We start from the raw sequence: 13,698 nt of genomic DNA on the forward strand, positions 1-13,698 counted from the left end.
CGTTATGCACCTCACGTCGCCCCGCCAGAGGATTGGCCCATGTTCAACAAGGTGCTGTTGGTCTGCATCGGAAACATCTGTCGAAGCCCAACCGCAGAAGTGCTCATGCGGCACCAGCTCAGGGATCGCACAGGGGTAGATGTCTCTTCCGCAGGGCTTCAGGCATTGGTCGGTCGGCCGATAGATGAGACCGCGGGAGAGCTGCTTCGGGAGAAGGGGCATGACCCCAGCGCCCATCGAGGGCGTCTGGCGACGCCATCCGTGCTGGCGGCGGCTGACCTGGTGCTGGTGATGGAGCAGTCCCACGTGGTGCGAATCGCCCGCGAGGTTCCTCAGGTAAGCGGCAAGACATTCCTGCTGGGGCATTGGGATGGAAGGGCGGAGATCCCTGATCCCTACCGCCAGCAGAGGATCGCGTTCGAACACGTCTACGGTTTGATCGAGCAGGGCGTTGCCCGCTGGGCCAGCCACATCAAGTAATTGCCGCACTGGTGCGGTGTTTTCACGAAACGGAAGCTATGACCAAGGAAACCAGTGCGCGGTCCACCCGCGAAGACGACGAGATTGATCTGCGGGATCTGCTGGGCGTTCTGATTGACCGCAAGTGGTGGATCCTGGGAACAACCTTCCTGTTCGCGATGGTTGGCGCCGCCTACGCGATCCTGACGCCGCCGGTGTATCGGGCAGAGGCCACGGTGCAGGTTGAGTCGAAGATGCCGACCATTCCGGGTCTTGCAGATCTGACCTCTCTTGGCGGCGGCGGCAGTACCGCGTCCACCACTGAGGTTGCGCTGCTGACCTCGCGCACGATCGTCGGTACCGCGGTTGACAAGATGCAGCTTGAGACGGTCATCGAGCCCAGGCGTTTCCCATTGGTGGGCGGGCTGATTGCACGTCGTTTCTCGGGTGAGACCGAGGGTGAAGTGGCGGCTCCGGTTCTGGGGCTTTCCAGCTATGGCTGGGGCGGCGATGAGCTGAAGATCCATCGCCTGGATGTTCCGGCACGGCTGCTCGACGAGCCGATGATGCTTGTTGCAGGTGACAAGGCTGGGGAGTACTCGCTGCTTGATGACGAGGGCGAAACCATTCTTGCCGGCAAGGTCGGCATGCCCGCCGAGGCGCGCGGGATCAAGATTGAAGTCGCGAGCTTGAATGCCAATCCGGGCATGCGCTTCACGCTGACCAAGCAGCGTCGCCTCGATGTCATCGCCGGGCTGCAGGAAGACATCCGCGCGTCCGAACAGGGCAAGGACTCGGGCATCCTTCGCGTCAGCTATGAAGACACCGATGCGGATCGTGCGCAGGCGCTGGTGCAGAACATTGCTGAAGCCTACGTCCGGCAGAACGTCGACCGCGGCTCTGCCGAGGCCGCGACGCAGCTTGCCTTCGTGAAGGATCAGCTCCCAACCGTGCGCAAGCAGGTGGAGGACGCGCAGGCGGCAATGGCGGCTTATCAGTCCCGTTCGAATTCCGTCGACATTACGATGCAGACCAAGGGTCTGCTCGAGCAGGAGGTCGCCGTTGAGGCCAGCATCCAGCAGCTGCGCCTGAAGCAGGCGGAGATGGATCGCAGCTTCACGCGCGAGCATCCGGCCTACCGCGCGATGCTGAACCAGATCGGCGAGCTTGAGGCACGCAAGAGTGGCTTCCGTCGTGAAGTGAGCGCGCTGCCTGATACGCAGCAGGAACTGCTGCGACATACCCGTGATCTGCAGGTCAGCAACGAGCTGTACACCGCGCTGTTGAACCAGGCGCAGCAGTTGGATGTTGCGCGGGCCGGTACGGTTGGCAATGTCCGGATCGTTGATGATGCGATCGTTGATATCAGCAAGCCGGTGAAGCCTCGCAAGCCGCTGATTGTTCTTGTGTCGTTCCTGTTGGGCGCATTCCTGTCCACGGCCGCAGTTTTCCTGCTCCGCATGCTCAATCCTGGCGTGGAGGATCCGGCGCAGATCGAGGAACTGGGGTTGCCCGTGTATGCCGCCATTCCGCTCAGCAACTCGCGGAATCTTCTGAAGGTTCAGAAGGGCAAGGGTGGCAAGAAGCGCGTGGTGGCAGATGGCCGGTCCCACCTTCTGGCCGCTGCCGAGCCCGCCGACCTGGCGGTGGAGGCATTGCGCAGCCTCCGCACAAGCCTGCACTTTGCAATGCTTGAGGCCAAGAACAACATTCTGGCCATCTCGGGCCCGCGGCCCGGTGTCGGCAAGACCTTCATTTCGGCGAACCTGGCGGCTGTCGTCGCTCAGGCGGGCCAGAAGGTCCTTGTCGTCGACGTTGATATGCGAAAGGGCACTCTGCACAAGGTGCTGGGCGTGTCGCATTCCGGGGGCTTGTCTGACGTGCTGGCCGGCAAGGTGACGCTGCAGGATGCGATTCATGCCGTCCCGGGCCTGGAGAACATGCATTACATCACCCGCGGTGATATTCCGCCGAACCCGTCCGAGCTGCTGATGCACCCGCGCTTCCTGCAGCTGCTGGAGGGCCTGGCCAAGGAATACGACCTGGTGATCGTCGATACGCCGCCGATTCTTGCGGTCACCGACGCCGCAATTGTGGCCAACCACGCCGGCTCTACCCTGATGGTGACGCGATTCGGCGTGAACCAGCCGAAGGAGATCGAGCTGTCGATGAAGCGCTTCGAGCAGAATGGCGTGAAGGTGAAGGGCGCGATCTTCAATGCGGTGGAGAAGCGTGCCACGGGCTATTACAGCTATGGCTACTACGAGTACGCTTCAAGCGAGAAGTGATTGCTCCAAGGGGTGAGCTGAAGGGCTTTCACCTCCGGGAGAGAGGAAGGGTCGGTTGCATGTGCAACCGGCCCTTTCTTTTGGCTGCAGGACACCAGGTCAGCGCATGCAAACGAGAAGGGCCGGCTGCGCTGGCAGCCGGCCCTTCCTTGGTCTCTGTCGAGTGGGGTGGATGCCCGTCGTCAGTCGTCGATTCTGTCGAGATTGTTGAAGAAGAAGTCCGGATCCCGCTCTGAAGTCAGCTGGTACAGCGCATAGCTTCGGCTCAGGCGCGCGCCACCATCCCGATACAGCGGATTCCAAGCGAACGTTGCACGCGCGCGGGTTGAGCGTGGCAGCAGGAAGTCGAAGGGGATCGAAATGAAGATGCCCTTATCGAAACTGCCTTCGCCAAAGTCCTTGGATGAAACATCGGTCTTGGTGGCGTATGCGCCCATGTTGACGCCATTGTCGAAGGCGCGCGCGACCGAGACCGTGGCGCCCCAGTCCTTTGCCAGGTAGCGACCGGCGCTGATCATGCTGGTGATCTTGTGCTCATCGCCCCACTGATAATAGAAGCTGGCGTGGCCGGTGGTGGTGCTGTAGTCGCGGAAGCTGAAGCGTTGATCGAAATCGCGCTGCTTCACCCAGTTCAGCTCGGCACCCACGGCCCAGCGCTCATTGAGGGGGCGGTAGAGGATCTCACCACCCACACCGCCGTACATGGCCTCGAACAGCCCGGCGTAGGCCGAGCCATACAGGTCTTTGCCCAGCTGATGATTGCTGGTGAACTGCAGGTTGGTCAGGGTCAGGTCTTCCGTAGTCAAGTACTTACGGATGTTCGTGCGGACCCGAGGCAGGTTGCTTGGGGCGTCGTAGCGGAAGCGGTCGTAGTTGTTGTACGCGTTGTAGCTGAGCGTTCCGCTCAGCCAGGTATTCCGCGTGAAGTGGAAATTGGCCGAGTAGGTGCCTGCGACCTGGAACAGGAAGAAGCCATCGGGACCACCGAGCTGCTGCTGGTATCCAATATTGAACGCGCCGTCGTAGCGTCGAAGTGGCGCCGCATAAAGGCTCTCGCGGCGCTGCTGCGCAGGCGCTGCCTGCTCGATGTGGCCGGCCAGTTCGCTCAGCGGGGTACGATTGTCGAGGTAACTGTTGAAGGTGCTGCGCTCGATGCTGCTTTCCACGACGGGTACGCCCAGGCGGGTATTCTCGATCGTGAACCAGGTGGTATCGGATGGCAGTTCGGAATCAAGGATGCGCGCCGCGCGGCCAACTCCCTGCGCCGGGTAGTAGAACCGACGCTGTTCGCCGCTGACAATGACTTCCGATCCACGTCGGCTGATGCCCGTGACACGAAGGCCGGCGTTCTCTTCCAGGGTCCGGCTCAAGGCGGGCCAGTCGATGTCATCGATTGACTGCGCAGAGGGTGCCGCGGATGCTCGCGCAACTGGGGGTGGATCCAGCAGCTTGGGCGTGGATTTCGCTCGTGCCACATTGCCGCGCAGGGTAATGCCGAACATGGCTGTGTCGCCGCGCTCCCAGCCAAGATGCAGTTGCACGTTGGGATTCACGGCATAGCTTGCGCCCAGGTTGATCGGGCTCTTCTGCGTTTGATTGTTGTTCTGTGGTTCGCGCTTGTAGTCGTTGCCGTCGTACTCAAGCTTCAGCTGCAGGGGCTCCCAGGGGGTCTGGTACGCGATGCCGCCGAAGATGCCGACGGGACCGCGGAACATACCCTTGCTGTTGAAGTTGCCAGTGCCCTGCGCGCGCGGGCGCTCTTCAAAGCGATCGCTGATCACCCGAAGTGGGTTCGAGAAATCGCCTCGATTGCCGATGTAGCCGGTGGCGAGGCCGAGGCTTGCATCGATGGGCCCGAATCGCTTGCTTGCAACCAGATACTCACTGGAGAACAGGCCAGTACCGCCGATATCGCGGAAGCCTGCGGACAGCTCGGGCGCCCATCGGCTTTCCTGCCACAGCCGGACCTTCAGGTCGATCGACTTGTCCTTGTAGTTCTGCTTGCCGCTCAGCCATTCCGGGCCATAGCGTCGGTTCGCTACCGATACATAGCGGAACGCGCCTTCGACCCAGGGCAGGGGCTGCATCACCACGTTGTAGCGACTGTAGGGCGAGGTATGGCTTGCGGTGAAGCTCACCTCGCCGTCGTCGGCCATGCGTGCGGTGGGGGTCTGCAGCAGGCCAACGCCGCCCCAATCGCTGGCGGTGGGAGCAGGGGCAGTTTGTGCGTGCAATACAGCACTGACGCTCAGGCTGAGAAGGGCAACACCGGCGCGTGCCAATGGGATGGAACGATGGCGCATCAGTATGAAACTCCGGGTGCATCCAGCACCTGGGTGGCAAGGAAGCGCACGGCATCCTCGTTGACATCGGGGGCAATCGTGCGGATCTTCGCGGCGTCCAGCGGCACATAGATCACCGCTCCAGGAGCAAGGTGCACGGGTGTGCTGCGGTTCCACAGGGCCACGCCGAGTTGCTGCACTTTGCCGTCGGGCTGGATGACGTAGAGATCATCCCGGCTCGCCGCTGGCAGGATGGGGCAGGCGCTGCGATAGTGTCGTGCGTCAAGCGAGAACTGATGTTCGAGCTTGCACGGTTGTGCTACGGCACCAGTCACCTGCACGGTATCGGGTCGACCGGGATAGACAACGCGGTCGCCCTCAAGTGCGGGCCGATTTTCCGTGGCGCTTGCTTCAAGGCGGCGCGGATCAAGCAGCTGTGGCTCACGCCCCGTTACGGGTAGATCCCCGAGTTCGCGCGCCAGTAGAGCGGCTGCCTCGGCAAGCTCCGGGGCGTCCTGCTGAGAAGCGAGCGTTTCAAGGTCGAAGAGCAGGCCGGCCTTGAGGCGGGTCTGAGGCAGCAGTGAGCGTTGTCGCAGAAGCGCCGCTCCCGGCATGTAGGCTTCTGTATCCGGTGCTGCTGCGAGTGCTGCCGCGCTGAGGCGGGCCCGGGCAGGCAGGGTGTGTGCGCCAGGGTTACGGACATGGCCGACCGCTTCGACGCCAATCGGCGATGAGGCGTGCGCATGGGTGGCCAGCGCCAGTGCCAGCCCAAGGATGATCGGTCGCAGTGTCATCGGTTCTGCAGGTCCTGCGAGTAGGGCTTGAGCTGGACAACTTCAAGGCTGGTGTCGGGTGCGATGGCCTGGATGCTCTTCCAGATGAACCCGTTGGCAGGATCGACCCAGTAGTGGTTGTCGCGCTTCCAGCCTTCGCCCTGAAGCTGCTCCCGCACGTGCAGCAGCTCGCGTTCGCTCTCCAGGATATGGACCTTCTCTTTGCCCAGGGTGGTCAGGGTGCCGATGACCTTCATTCCATAACGATAATCAGGCATCACGTCGTATCGGCGTTGCACGGTCGTGCCGTCTGCTATCCGGTGCAGCGCGTGGAAGGGGGAGTCCCCTTCGAGCGTCATGTCCTGAAGCTCCGGGCTGCTGCCGTGGGTTCCGACGACGACACCATCACGGAGGAAGACGATGCTTCGCTCGGAGCTGTACCAGGCCTGGCGCCCGGAGTCGATGTTGCCAAGCACCAAGACGGCGCCGCCTGCCGGACCGGTGACCTTGATCTGCGGGAATCGATTGGCGGCCACCTCGGCGGCCGTGGGCTCCACGTCGGGCTTGCCCTGCAGCGCCATCTGGACCGACTTGACGCTGGTCTTGCCCACAACGCCGCAACTGGTTGCGGTGATGAGTACAAGCAAGGCCAGCGCCACGGGGCGCTGGCGGTTTGCGTGTCGGGTGGCGGCCTGAGCGATCCTGCTCATGGTGCGGGCCACCTTACTTGTCCAGGTCGCTGCGCGCGCTGGCGGCGTTGCTGATGATGGAGGTGAACGGCAGCAGCTGGTTCACGAACCGGCTCCAGCGGGTCACGCCAGCGGCGCCGACGAACACGACATCGCCGGGCTGCAGGTCGAACTGGCTGGCCACGGCAAATGCGGTCGGTGACTTGGCTTCCAGATGGAACACCTGCGACGGAGTGCTCTGCAGGTCGTTCGAGCCGCGGATCACGTAGACAGCGTTGCCATTCGACGTGGTCTGCAGCAGGCCGCGCGCACGTCCAAGGGCCTGGCTCAGAGAGATTTCGCCGGTCTTGAAGTTCATTGCACCCGGCTGATTGACCTCGCCAACCACGAATACTTCCTTGTGGTCGAGATAGGGCACGTAGATGTGATCGCCGGACTTGAGGAACACATTGGTGTCACCACCGCCGCTGCGACCCAGCCGATCGAGATCGATGGTGTAGGTGGTGCCATCACGTGTCAGGCGAATGCCGGAGAGGTCGGCCTGTGCCGGGTCAAGGCCCGCCTGGCTGATGGCATCGCCCATCGTCAGCGGCGTTACCGTCAGCGGAACGGTGGCGGCCTGGCGCGAGGCGCCGGTGACCCAGACGCGCTGGCTGGCATAGGTCAACATGGAGACGTCCACCTGCGGCGCTTCGATGTAGCGTGCCAGCTTGGTGGAGATCTCTTCGCGCAGTTCGCCGGGCGTCTTGCCCGTTGCGGTGATCTTGCCGATGTAGGGATAGAACAGCGTTCCGTCGGACTGCACGAGGCGGCCTGCGGCGTTCAGCTGCTGCTGCGGGCCCGCTGGCACGGTCAGTTCGGGGTGATCCCAGACCGTGATATAGAGAATGTCGCCGGCACCGATGCGGTAGGGGCCCGGCTGATACTGGGTCAGGGCAGCGGGCAGTGCCGCGACATCGCGGGTGGCGCGCTCCATGGCGATCAACTTGGGCGTGATCGGAATCAGTTCGATCTGGTCGTTGCCAATGGGCTGATCATCGCGAGCGAAGGTGCTCGAGCGAAGATGCTGGCCTGGCGCCCACATGCAGCCGGTCAGGGTGAGTGCCACCGTCATTGTGGCTACGAAACGCTTGCAGTCCATCGAAATCTGTTCCTGGCCCGATCGGGCATGAAAAAGCCCTCGCCGAACGTCGCCCGGCGAGGGCGGGGTTACTGCTTCGGCGGACCGATCAGTTGGTGCCGGTGGTGCCGGTGGTGCCGGTCGTACCGGTGGTGCCGGTCGGCGGGTTGGTGGTGCCGGTACCGCCGTTGTTGCCCGCGTCGTCCTTGCTGCTGTCCGCAGCAACGCTGTACAGCACGCCAGCAGCGGCAATGCCCAGGCCCACGGTAGCGACGGTGGTCAGGGTGCCGGTGGCGGCAGCGCCAGCAGCTTCAGCACCAGCAACTTCGGCGCTGGTTTCGGCGGCGACAGGAGCTTCCTGGGCGAACACCGGCGAGGACAGGCCCAGCAGGGCCAGGGCGGCAATCATCTTCTTCATCTACGGGGTCTCCTACTCCGTGAGGGAAATTTTTCCACCGCTATGTTGGCTGCTATTCATTTGCTCTGTCAAGGAACGTGAAGAAATTGTGCAGTCGCGTTGGCGGTTCTCAGAAATGCTGGAAGATCTCGGCCCTGCCAGAGATGAGCTTTGCCAGCGCGATGACGAGGCGGTGCGTGTGGACATCGGGCAAGGCGAGGGGCAGGACCATTCCCGCGAGTACGGCAGCAGCGGCTGCCACTGCGTTAGGACGAGACGAGGGGCCCGCGGTGTGCATTGCCCACGTGCTGCAGCCCAGTCCAAGCAACAGCCCGGCAACGACCTCCGAAAGGCTGTGCGCATGCAGCGGGATTCGTGACCAGGCAATGGCGCTGGCCAGCAGCACGCCGATGACCAGGCCGATTCCCCGGGGGAGCTTGCCGGTCCTCGCGAGCAGCGCGCCAACGACCGGATAGATGACGCTGGACATCGCGGCGTGCCCGGAGAAACCGGTGAAGTGCACGCTCTTGATGCCAATCCCCCAGCCCATGAAGGCCAGCTTCGAAGCAAGCGTGACGCCGGCGGTGACGGCGATGGCCAGCAACCATCGCCATTTCAGACGTGCGTCTGCGCGGGGCAGGGTGATCAGCAGCACCAGGGCCATCGGCAGCAGCCAGCGGCTGTCGCCGAGGGCGGAGAGGGTTCGCCAGACGTCGGACATCCAATTCACAACGGGTCGCGGCGGGCCAGCATATCTACTTCGAGAGCCGTGCAGGACGCTCCACGCTTGGTCCATTCAGCCAGACGAGGTATCCTTTCCCGCTGCCAATGGCCCCGTAGCTCAGCTGGATAGAGCGTCCCCCTCCTAAGGGGAAGGTCGCCCGTTCGAATCGGGCCGGGGTCACCAAAATCAACAACTTAGGCGACTTCACCCAACTGCGAACTGCTCTGAAGCGGTCTGTTTAGCGTGCAAGTTGGCACAGTTGGCACAGCTCTGAGCCAGATGAGACCCGGGATGATGCGGAGCGTTGAGCGCGTAGATGGATCAATTTGGGCTGATTTGGTTCTCTATGCCGCTTTTGCGTTTTGCGTCGGGGTGGCAGTTGGGCTTTCGGCAGCGCTGGCTAGCAGACCAGTTGGACACGAGACGAACTGGGGTTCTTGGGCTGACTGGGTCGCTGCGCTTGGCGCGCTGGTTGCGGCAGTTTCTACCATTGCTATCGCCGTAATTGGTCAAAAGGCTGTGGCAAACCGTAGGCGAGTCTCTCTGCAGATGGCAGTTGCGCTTATTCAGGCCCCCGTTGTTGCAGACATGGAGATTGCCGTGAGGGTGTCAAGGCACTGGCAAGCACTGAAAGATGAGACCCTGGTCAAGTTCGCGGAAGATCTGTACTTGCACGCCATTCCAAAAGATGACGGGTCTATAGGTGGGCTTCCCCCGGCGGTGCTGTCCAGCTTGCTCTCGGCAATGTCATTGCTGGCCATCCTCAAGAGATCTGCTAAGTCGTTGGAAAATGGTTCGACCGAGCGTAGGCGTCAGAATGTCGCTATGCATTTTGAGCGAATCGCTGGACGGCTAAGGCCTGCAGCAGATTATTTGACGCGAGATCGAGTTGAGGAGATGCCTTGGAATGACTGGACTCCAAAGATCGATGCTAAGCAAGGGAATGCAAGGCTGATGGCGAGATATCATTCCGTTTCGGATGGCGATGCTCAAAAATGAAGCAGAGCGACGGCTTCATCATCTCCATCTGGTGACAGGTGAGCGTAGTATTTTTCTGTTGTTGAGTAGTCTGCGTGACCGGCAAGTAGCTGCACCCGGCGAAGCGGAACCCCGCCCATCACCATATGAGCGCAAAATGTGTGACGCAGACGGTGAAGGTGCCCGCCGATCTCTGCTCTTTCCACGTCCTTCCTAAACCAGTCAGATAGCGTGTCCTTGTGAACTGTTACGAGCGGGTCTGGCAGGTGCCGCAACGCCCACCTGGCATAGCGGTTGAGGGGAACCTCCCGCCACTTTCCAGACTTTGTCCGGCCTTCACCGCTCTCGTCCGGGTCGCTTTCTACGAGAAGGCGGCCGGCCACGACAGAGCTTTTCTCCAAGCCGATGATCTCGCTCCGCCGCAGCCCGGTGTGGGCCATAAAGAGCCACAGCGGCGCCCGCTCAGGGTTCGCCCGATACAGCCGGCGCATTGCCGCCCGGTCATAGAACTTGACGGCCACGCTCCGCACGCCGCGAGGCGCCTTCACTGAGGCCAGCGGGTTCACGTCCAGTTCTTTCCATTCGACGCCGCGGTTGAACGCCGCCTTCAGCCGTCGAATCTCCTTCCCCACAGTTTCCTTAGCTGCCTTGTCGTCCAGCAGCCTGGCGCGCTTGTACTGCTCCACCTCGACCGCTCGAATGCTGTCGATCGGCCGGTGGCCGAAGCGCTCAATGAAGCGCTTCACCTCGCTCCTAGCCTTCGAGATCGTGGTGGGGTGCTCGGCCTCGTACCAGTCCAGATACCACTCCAAGTAGTCGCGGACCTTCGGCAGACGCGCCAAGATCCGGACGCCATGGGTCAGTTCTGCTTCTTTCGCGGCACGTATTCTCTCCGCCTCACGGGCGTCAGGTTCCCCAATGGACCTGCGAAAGCGCTCGCCGCCTTCCGCCCAGTCGAGGTAGGCCTTGCTGCCGCGCCAGTAGAGTCGAACCTTTGCCATTCCTCTGCACCTTCGATCGCGGCATAGAGCGCCGCCTTTTCGTACAACTGCTTTCCCATGAAGCGGCGGGGCGTGAGCCCGTAGCCCATGGCGTTCTTCCTGAACTGGCTGTTTGAGACGCCGCAGTAGTGGGCGGCTTCCTCGACGGTGAGCCAGTCTTTCCCTGACAGGTCGAGCCCTTCAGCAGCGCCCATTGGCGCCTCCCGCGGCCTTCCTCCTGGCCGGCGTTTGCTCGGCGAGGCTGAGGTTGAACTGCACGACGTTGTCAGCGGCAGCCGGCAGGACGGGCGCCCGCGCGCTGCGCGTGGGGCGGTTGAGTCGGCGCCACGCCTCTATGGCCTTTTCGGGATCGGCATGCTTGCTGGTCGACCTGCAGGCGCACTCGACCAGGTGGCCACCGCCGGCGGACGCGCAGCGCTTGTCGTGGATGTGGCGCGCGCGGTGGCCGGCGGCGCAGTTCGGCAACCCTTCCGGGTGGCTGATATGTTCCTGGGTCATGTGTCAGCTCCGATGGAAATGCGGGGAATGGCTGGCGCTACACTGGGGTGCATGAGTCAATATGCGAATTCGACGCATGCGGAGTTGTGGCTCCGCGCCAAGGCTGAGGCGGGCGCTCTTCGACAGAGCGCTGACGTTCAGGACTTGGTATTGGCCAAGAGGCCGACGACGCATTGGCAGCGGCAGCAGATCCGAGCCGCCATGGCTCCGGGCGCTGACCGGTCGCTGGCCGATCTGTTGGATGCACTGGCCAGGCAGGTTCACCACGGTGAGCACCTGGAGGGCGATGCGGCGCAACAGCTTCTGGAGCCGGGCGCGACGCTGCTGACTGTGTTCGGCCCGCGGCTCGCGATTGGGCAGAGGAATGCTCGCCACCATGTAGTTCTGGAAGCGGCAAACCTGGTGCTTCGGACGCGAGCGAAGGAGTGGCTCAATGCGGGAAAGTCCGGGGAGACCCGGCATGATCGAGCTATTGCCAGCAATCGCGGCCTGGCGGCCGTGCTGGGCGAGCTTGAGGCGGAGCGGAAGCGCTAGAGCGGTCATGCGAACAGGTCCAGTTGGGCCGGCGCAGCCGGCGGTGGTGCGGGTTCATCACGCAGCAGTTCGGCCATGCGGAATGTCACGGCCCACGCGTCGGTATGTCGGATCAGGTATTGGTTCTCCTGGCACACCGAGATCTTCCCCGCCGAGATCAGGTAGCCGGCGTGCGCCGGCCCCGTGAACCCTTCGTACTCGATGCGCAGGATCTGCTCTCGGCGCCAGCCAGCGCGCAGCTTGCGGTCGAGGATCGAGCGGGCGAAGGCGCGCAGCTGATCAGGGCTCATCGCGGCGTTCCTTGGGCGGGATCGGCCCGGTGTGGCGGTAGTCACGGAGCGGGTCTTCGATGAATCGGCCGTGTTCTTTGCGCAGCACGCTGTACTCGGGGAAAGCGCTGTCGGGAAGGTGGTCGTACGCCTCGGCCATCAGGGCGACGAAGCGCTCCTGCCATTCCAGGGGCATGGACTGAAGCGTTCGCCGAGGAACGACCAGGTATGCGGCACGGGTCAGGCCGAAGGCATTCCACACGGGGCCATCGGAGTAGGCGGACCGGATCGGCTCGGCCTCCTCCATTGCAGCCGTGAGCAGCTGGTCAGCCATGGGCGTGCTCCTTCATCAGTGCGGCCCGGATAAGCTCAATGTCTTCGCCGGCATGACCGCTGCAGCAGTACTTCCGGCGCAGTGTCAGGACCTTCTGGATGGCGTCCTCAACATCGAACGTCATGATCGGAAACAGCAGCAGCTGGTCAGCCATAGGCGCCGACGTGTTGGTGGTGATCGCCCTCATCGCCAGCCCCGCAGATATTCGCCGAACGTCACGCCACCGTCGTAGCGCAGGAACTGCTGGTAGCGCTGCTGGGACCTGGTCAGTTTCGGCGGCGGCGGAGTGTGCTCCTGCACCGCGGCGCGGCCGGCCTGGGTGACGTTGAACAGGTCGCTACCGCCGGTGATCGCGTTCCCCGCGCGCTGGACCATGAACCCGCGCGCGACCAGCGCCATGCAGTGCTGGTGGTCGGTGCCGCCTGGGCCGGTGACGAAGTGACTGCGGTAGCTGCGCTCCAATCCTCCCTCGCCAACGCCCAGGGCGTGGCGAAGGATCTGCAGCTCAGCTTCCGTCAGAGCGCTGGTGGTGGTCTTGTCAGCCATTGCCCACCGCCTGGATGTCGATCAGGGCCTTGACGATGCCGATAGCTTCTCGCTGCTCTTCTGCGGCCCAGTCCACAAGGGTGCGAGACACGTTCGACAGCAGTTCAACAGCACGCGGCAACTGCCCCAAGTCCACGGCCTGCGCGGGCGAGCGGAACAGGGGCACCGGCTGTTCGTCATCCTCGCAGTAAGCGGAAGCCTCAGCGGCGGTCGGGAACAGCATCGGCTCGTCGTGGTGCGTCATCCACGCCACCGGCTCCCCCACCGGCTGGCGGGCGGCGAGATGTGGGAGCTTTGCGAGGATTGCTTCAGCCAGTGAACCAGCGCCGAGCGTGTGATTTCCATCAACCTGTCGAATGACCTGCGACAGGTCGTCCACGGTGATAGATCCATGACCACCCGGGGAGGGCTGGGCGGCGGCAATGATGCTGTCGGTGGCCGCTTCCATGTCCACGTCGGTGGTGTCGAACCACTGTTCGCACTCGCCCATTACACGGTCACGGACGTTACCCAGCCTCACCCTCCCACCGGGCTGCACGTCCGCCAGGGTCTTGTTGTCGTTGCTCATGCCTGCATGTCCTTGCTGTTGGTGGAGCGCGCGCTGTGCGCGGCGAGGTGTTCCCAGCGTTCGGCTTCGCCCAGGTAGAACTCGTGGCGTTCCTGCCGGACGGTGGCGGTGAACTGCACGTCGTGCAGTGCACGCTCGGCGGCGGCGCGGTTGGCCGCTGCCATGCGGGCTGGGTCGTGATCGAAGATGTCGAGCTGGTTACGCACGCTGGACTCCTGGAATGGGTTGCCGGCTGGTG

18 protein-coding genes and 1 tRNA gene are annotated in these 13,698 nt (G+C 63.0%); 5 read left to right on the top strand and 14 right to left on the bottom strand.

Going from position 1 to position 13,698, the window contains the following annotated elements; genetic code table 11:
- The first annotated feature begins 39 nt into the window (after window positions 1-39).
- Together ACTJJM_RS05140 and ACTJJM_RS05145 are read left to right on the top strand one after the other, a co-directional pair.
- Window positions 40-480, top strand: a complete 441-nt coding sequence (locus ACTJJM_RS05140; protein ID WP_071305744.1) for a low molecular weight protein-tyrosine-phosphatase — start codon at window positions 40-42, stop codon at window positions 478-480.
- A 38-nt stretch (window positions 481-518) separates the two neighbouring features.
- Window positions 519-2,747: a polysaccharide biosynthesis tyrosine autokinase gene (locus ACTJJM_RS05145; protein ID WP_071305743.1), complete on the top strand. Its 2,229-nt coding sequence runs from the start codon at window positions 519-521 to the stop codon at window positions 2,745-2,747.
- A gap of 182 nt (window positions 2,748-2,929) precedes the next feature.
- Here ACTJJM_RS05145 and ACTJJM_RS05150 read toward each other — a convergent pair whose 3' ends face one another.
- From ACTJJM_RS05150 to ACTJJM_RS05175, 6 genes are all read right to left on the bottom strand, one after another.
- Window positions 2,930-5,050 carry a YjbH domain-containing protein gene (locus ACTJJM_RS05150; protein ID WP_071305742.1) on the bottom strand — a complete coding sequence of 707 codons (2,121 nt, stop codon included), beginning with the start codon at window positions 5,048-5,050 and terminating at the stop codon, window positions 2,930-2,932.
- Window positions 5,050-5,823: a capsule biosynthesis GfcC family protein gene (locus tag ACTJJM_RS05155; protein WP_100053203.1), complete on the bottom strand. Its 774-nt coding sequence runs from the start codon at window positions 5,821-5,823 to the stop codon at window positions 5,050-5,052. Before ACTJJM_RS05155 ends, ACTJJM_RS05150 begins: the two co-directional genes overlap by 1 nt.
- Window positions 5,820-6,512: a YjbF family lipoprotein gene (locus ACTJJM_RS05160; protein WP_126560405.1), complete on the bottom strand. Its 693-nt coding sequence runs from the start codon at window positions 6,510-6,512 to the stop codon at window positions 5,820-5,822. The genes ACTJJM_RS05155 and ACTJJM_RS05160 overlap by 4 nt, the downstream gene beginning before the upstream one ends.
- A 13-nt stretch (window positions 6,513-6,525) precedes the next feature.
- Window positions 6,526-7,632 carry a polysaccharide biosynthesis/export family protein gene (locus tag ACTJJM_RS05165; protein ID WP_010484747.1) on the bottom strand — a complete coding sequence of 369 codons (1,107 nt, stop codon included), beginning with the start codon at window positions 7,630-7,632 and terminating at the stop codon, window positions 6,526-6,528.
- Between the two features lie 88 nt (window positions 7,633-7,720).
- Entirely contained in the window at window positions 7,721-8,029 is a 309-nt protein-coding gene (locus ACTJJM_RS05170) for a hypothetical protein (RefSeq protein ID WP_010484749.1), read from the bottom strand.
- A 109-nt stretch (window positions 8,030-8,138) separates the two neighbouring features.
- Window positions 8,139-8,729, bottom strand: coding sequence for a phosphatase PAP2 family protein (locus tag ACTJJM_RS05175; RefSeq protein WP_126560407.1), 591 nt, complete (start codon window positions 8,727-8,729; stop codon window positions 8,139-8,141).
- A gap of 109 nt (window positions 8,730-8,838) precedes the next feature.
- Here ACTJJM_RS05175 and ACTJJM_RS05180 point away from each other — a divergent pair.
- Both ACTJJM_RS05180 and ACTJJM_RS05185 read left to right on the top strand, forming a co-directional pair.
- A tRNA-Arg gene (locus ACTJJM_RS05180) sits at window positions 8,839-8,915 on the top strand.
- A gap of 108 nt (window positions 8,916-9,023) precedes the next feature.
- On the top strand, window positions 9,024-9,731 hold the full coding sequence (locus ACTJJM_RS05185) for a hypothetical protein (RefSeq protein WP_440865209.1): 708 nt from the start codon (window positions 9,024-9,026) through the stop codon (window positions 9,729-9,731).
- On the opposite strand, the gene ACTJJM_RS05190 is transcribed toward ACTJJM_RS05185, so the two are convergent.
- Together ACTJJM_RS05190 and ACTJJM_RS05195 are read right to left on the bottom strand one after the other, a co-directional pair.
- Window positions 9,722-10,711, bottom strand: a complete 990-nt coding sequence (locus tag ACTJJM_RS05190; protein ID WP_440865210.1) for a tyrosine-type recombinase/integrase — start codon at window positions 10,709-10,711, stop codon at window positions 9,722-9,724. The two genes, ACTJJM_RS05185 and ACTJJM_RS05190, sit on opposite strands and share 10 nt — an antisense overlap.
- A gap of 180 nt (window positions 10,712-10,891) precedes the next feature.
- The gene (locus ACTJJM_RS05195) at window positions 10,892-11,209 is read right to left on the bottom strand and encodes a hypothetical protein (protein WP_440865211.1); all 318 of its coding nucleotides are present in this window, start codon (window positions 11,207-11,209) and stop codon (window positions 10,892-10,894) included.
- A gap of 51 nt (window positions 11,210-11,260) precedes the next feature.
- Between ACTJJM_RS05195 and ACTJJM_RS05200 the strand changes: the two genes are divergently transcribed.
- On the top strand, window positions 11,261-11,743 hold the full coding sequence (locus ACTJJM_RS05200; protein WP_279914506.1) for a hypothetical protein: 483 nt from the start codon (window positions 11,261-11,263) through the stop codon (window positions 11,741-11,743).
- 5 nt (window positions 11,744-11,748) lie between these two features.
- Here ACTJJM_RS05200 and ACTJJM_RS05205 read toward each other — a convergent pair whose 3' ends face one another.
- The 6 genes from ACTJJM_RS05205 to ACTJJM_RS05230 are packed head-to-tail and all read right to left on the bottom strand — an operon-like array spanning window position 11,749 to window position 13,666.
- A complete protein-coding gene (locus ACTJJM_RS05205) occupies window positions 11,749-12,033 on the bottom strand; it encodes a hypothetical protein (RefSeq protein ID WP_440865212.1) in 285 nt (94 codons plus the stop codon).
- Window positions 12,023-12,346, bottom strand: coding sequence for a hypothetical protein (locus tag ACTJJM_RS05210; protein WP_440865213.1), 324 nt, complete (start codon window positions 12,344-12,346; stop codon window positions 12,023-12,025). Before ACTJJM_RS05210 ends, ACTJJM_RS05205 begins: the two co-directional genes overlap by 11 nt.
- On the bottom strand, window positions 12,339-12,533 hold the full coding sequence (locus tag ACTJJM_RS05215; RefSeq protein WP_440865214.1) for a hypothetical protein: 195 nt from the start codon (window positions 12,531-12,533) through the stop codon (window positions 12,339-12,341). Before ACTJJM_RS05215 ends, ACTJJM_RS05210 begins: the two co-directional genes overlap by 8 nt.
- Window positions 12,530-12,892 carry a hypothetical protein gene (locus tag ACTJJM_RS05220; RefSeq protein WP_440865215.1) on the bottom strand — a complete coding sequence of 121 codons (363 nt, stop codon included), beginning with the start codon at window positions 12,890-12,892 and terminating at the stop codon, window positions 12,530-12,532. The genes ACTJJM_RS05215 and ACTJJM_RS05220 overlap by 4 nt, the downstream gene beginning before the upstream one ends.
- Window positions 12,885-13,460, bottom strand: coding sequence for a hypothetical protein (locus tag ACTJJM_RS05225; RefSeq protein ID WP_440865216.1), 576 nt, complete (start codon window positions 13,458-13,460; stop codon window positions 12,885-12,887). Before ACTJJM_RS05225 ends, ACTJJM_RS05220 begins: the two co-directional genes overlap by 8 nt.
- The gene (locus tag ACTJJM_RS05230; RefSeq protein ID WP_312660867.1) at window positions 13,457-13,666 is read right to left on the bottom strand and encodes a hypothetical protein; all 210 of its coding nucleotides are present in this window, start codon (window positions 13,664-13,666) and stop codon (window positions 13,457-13,459) included. Before ACTJJM_RS05230 ends, ACTJJM_RS05225 begins: the two co-directional genes overlap by 4 nt.
- Between the last annotated feature and the right edge of the window lie 32 nt (window positions 13,667-13,698).

The organism is Stenotrophomonas sp. 22692 (genome assembly GCF_052045015.1).
GTDB classification, from domain to species: Bacteria; Pseudomonadota; Gammaproteobacteria; order Xanthomonadales; family Xanthomonadaceae; genus Stenotrophomonas; species Stenotrophomonas geniculata.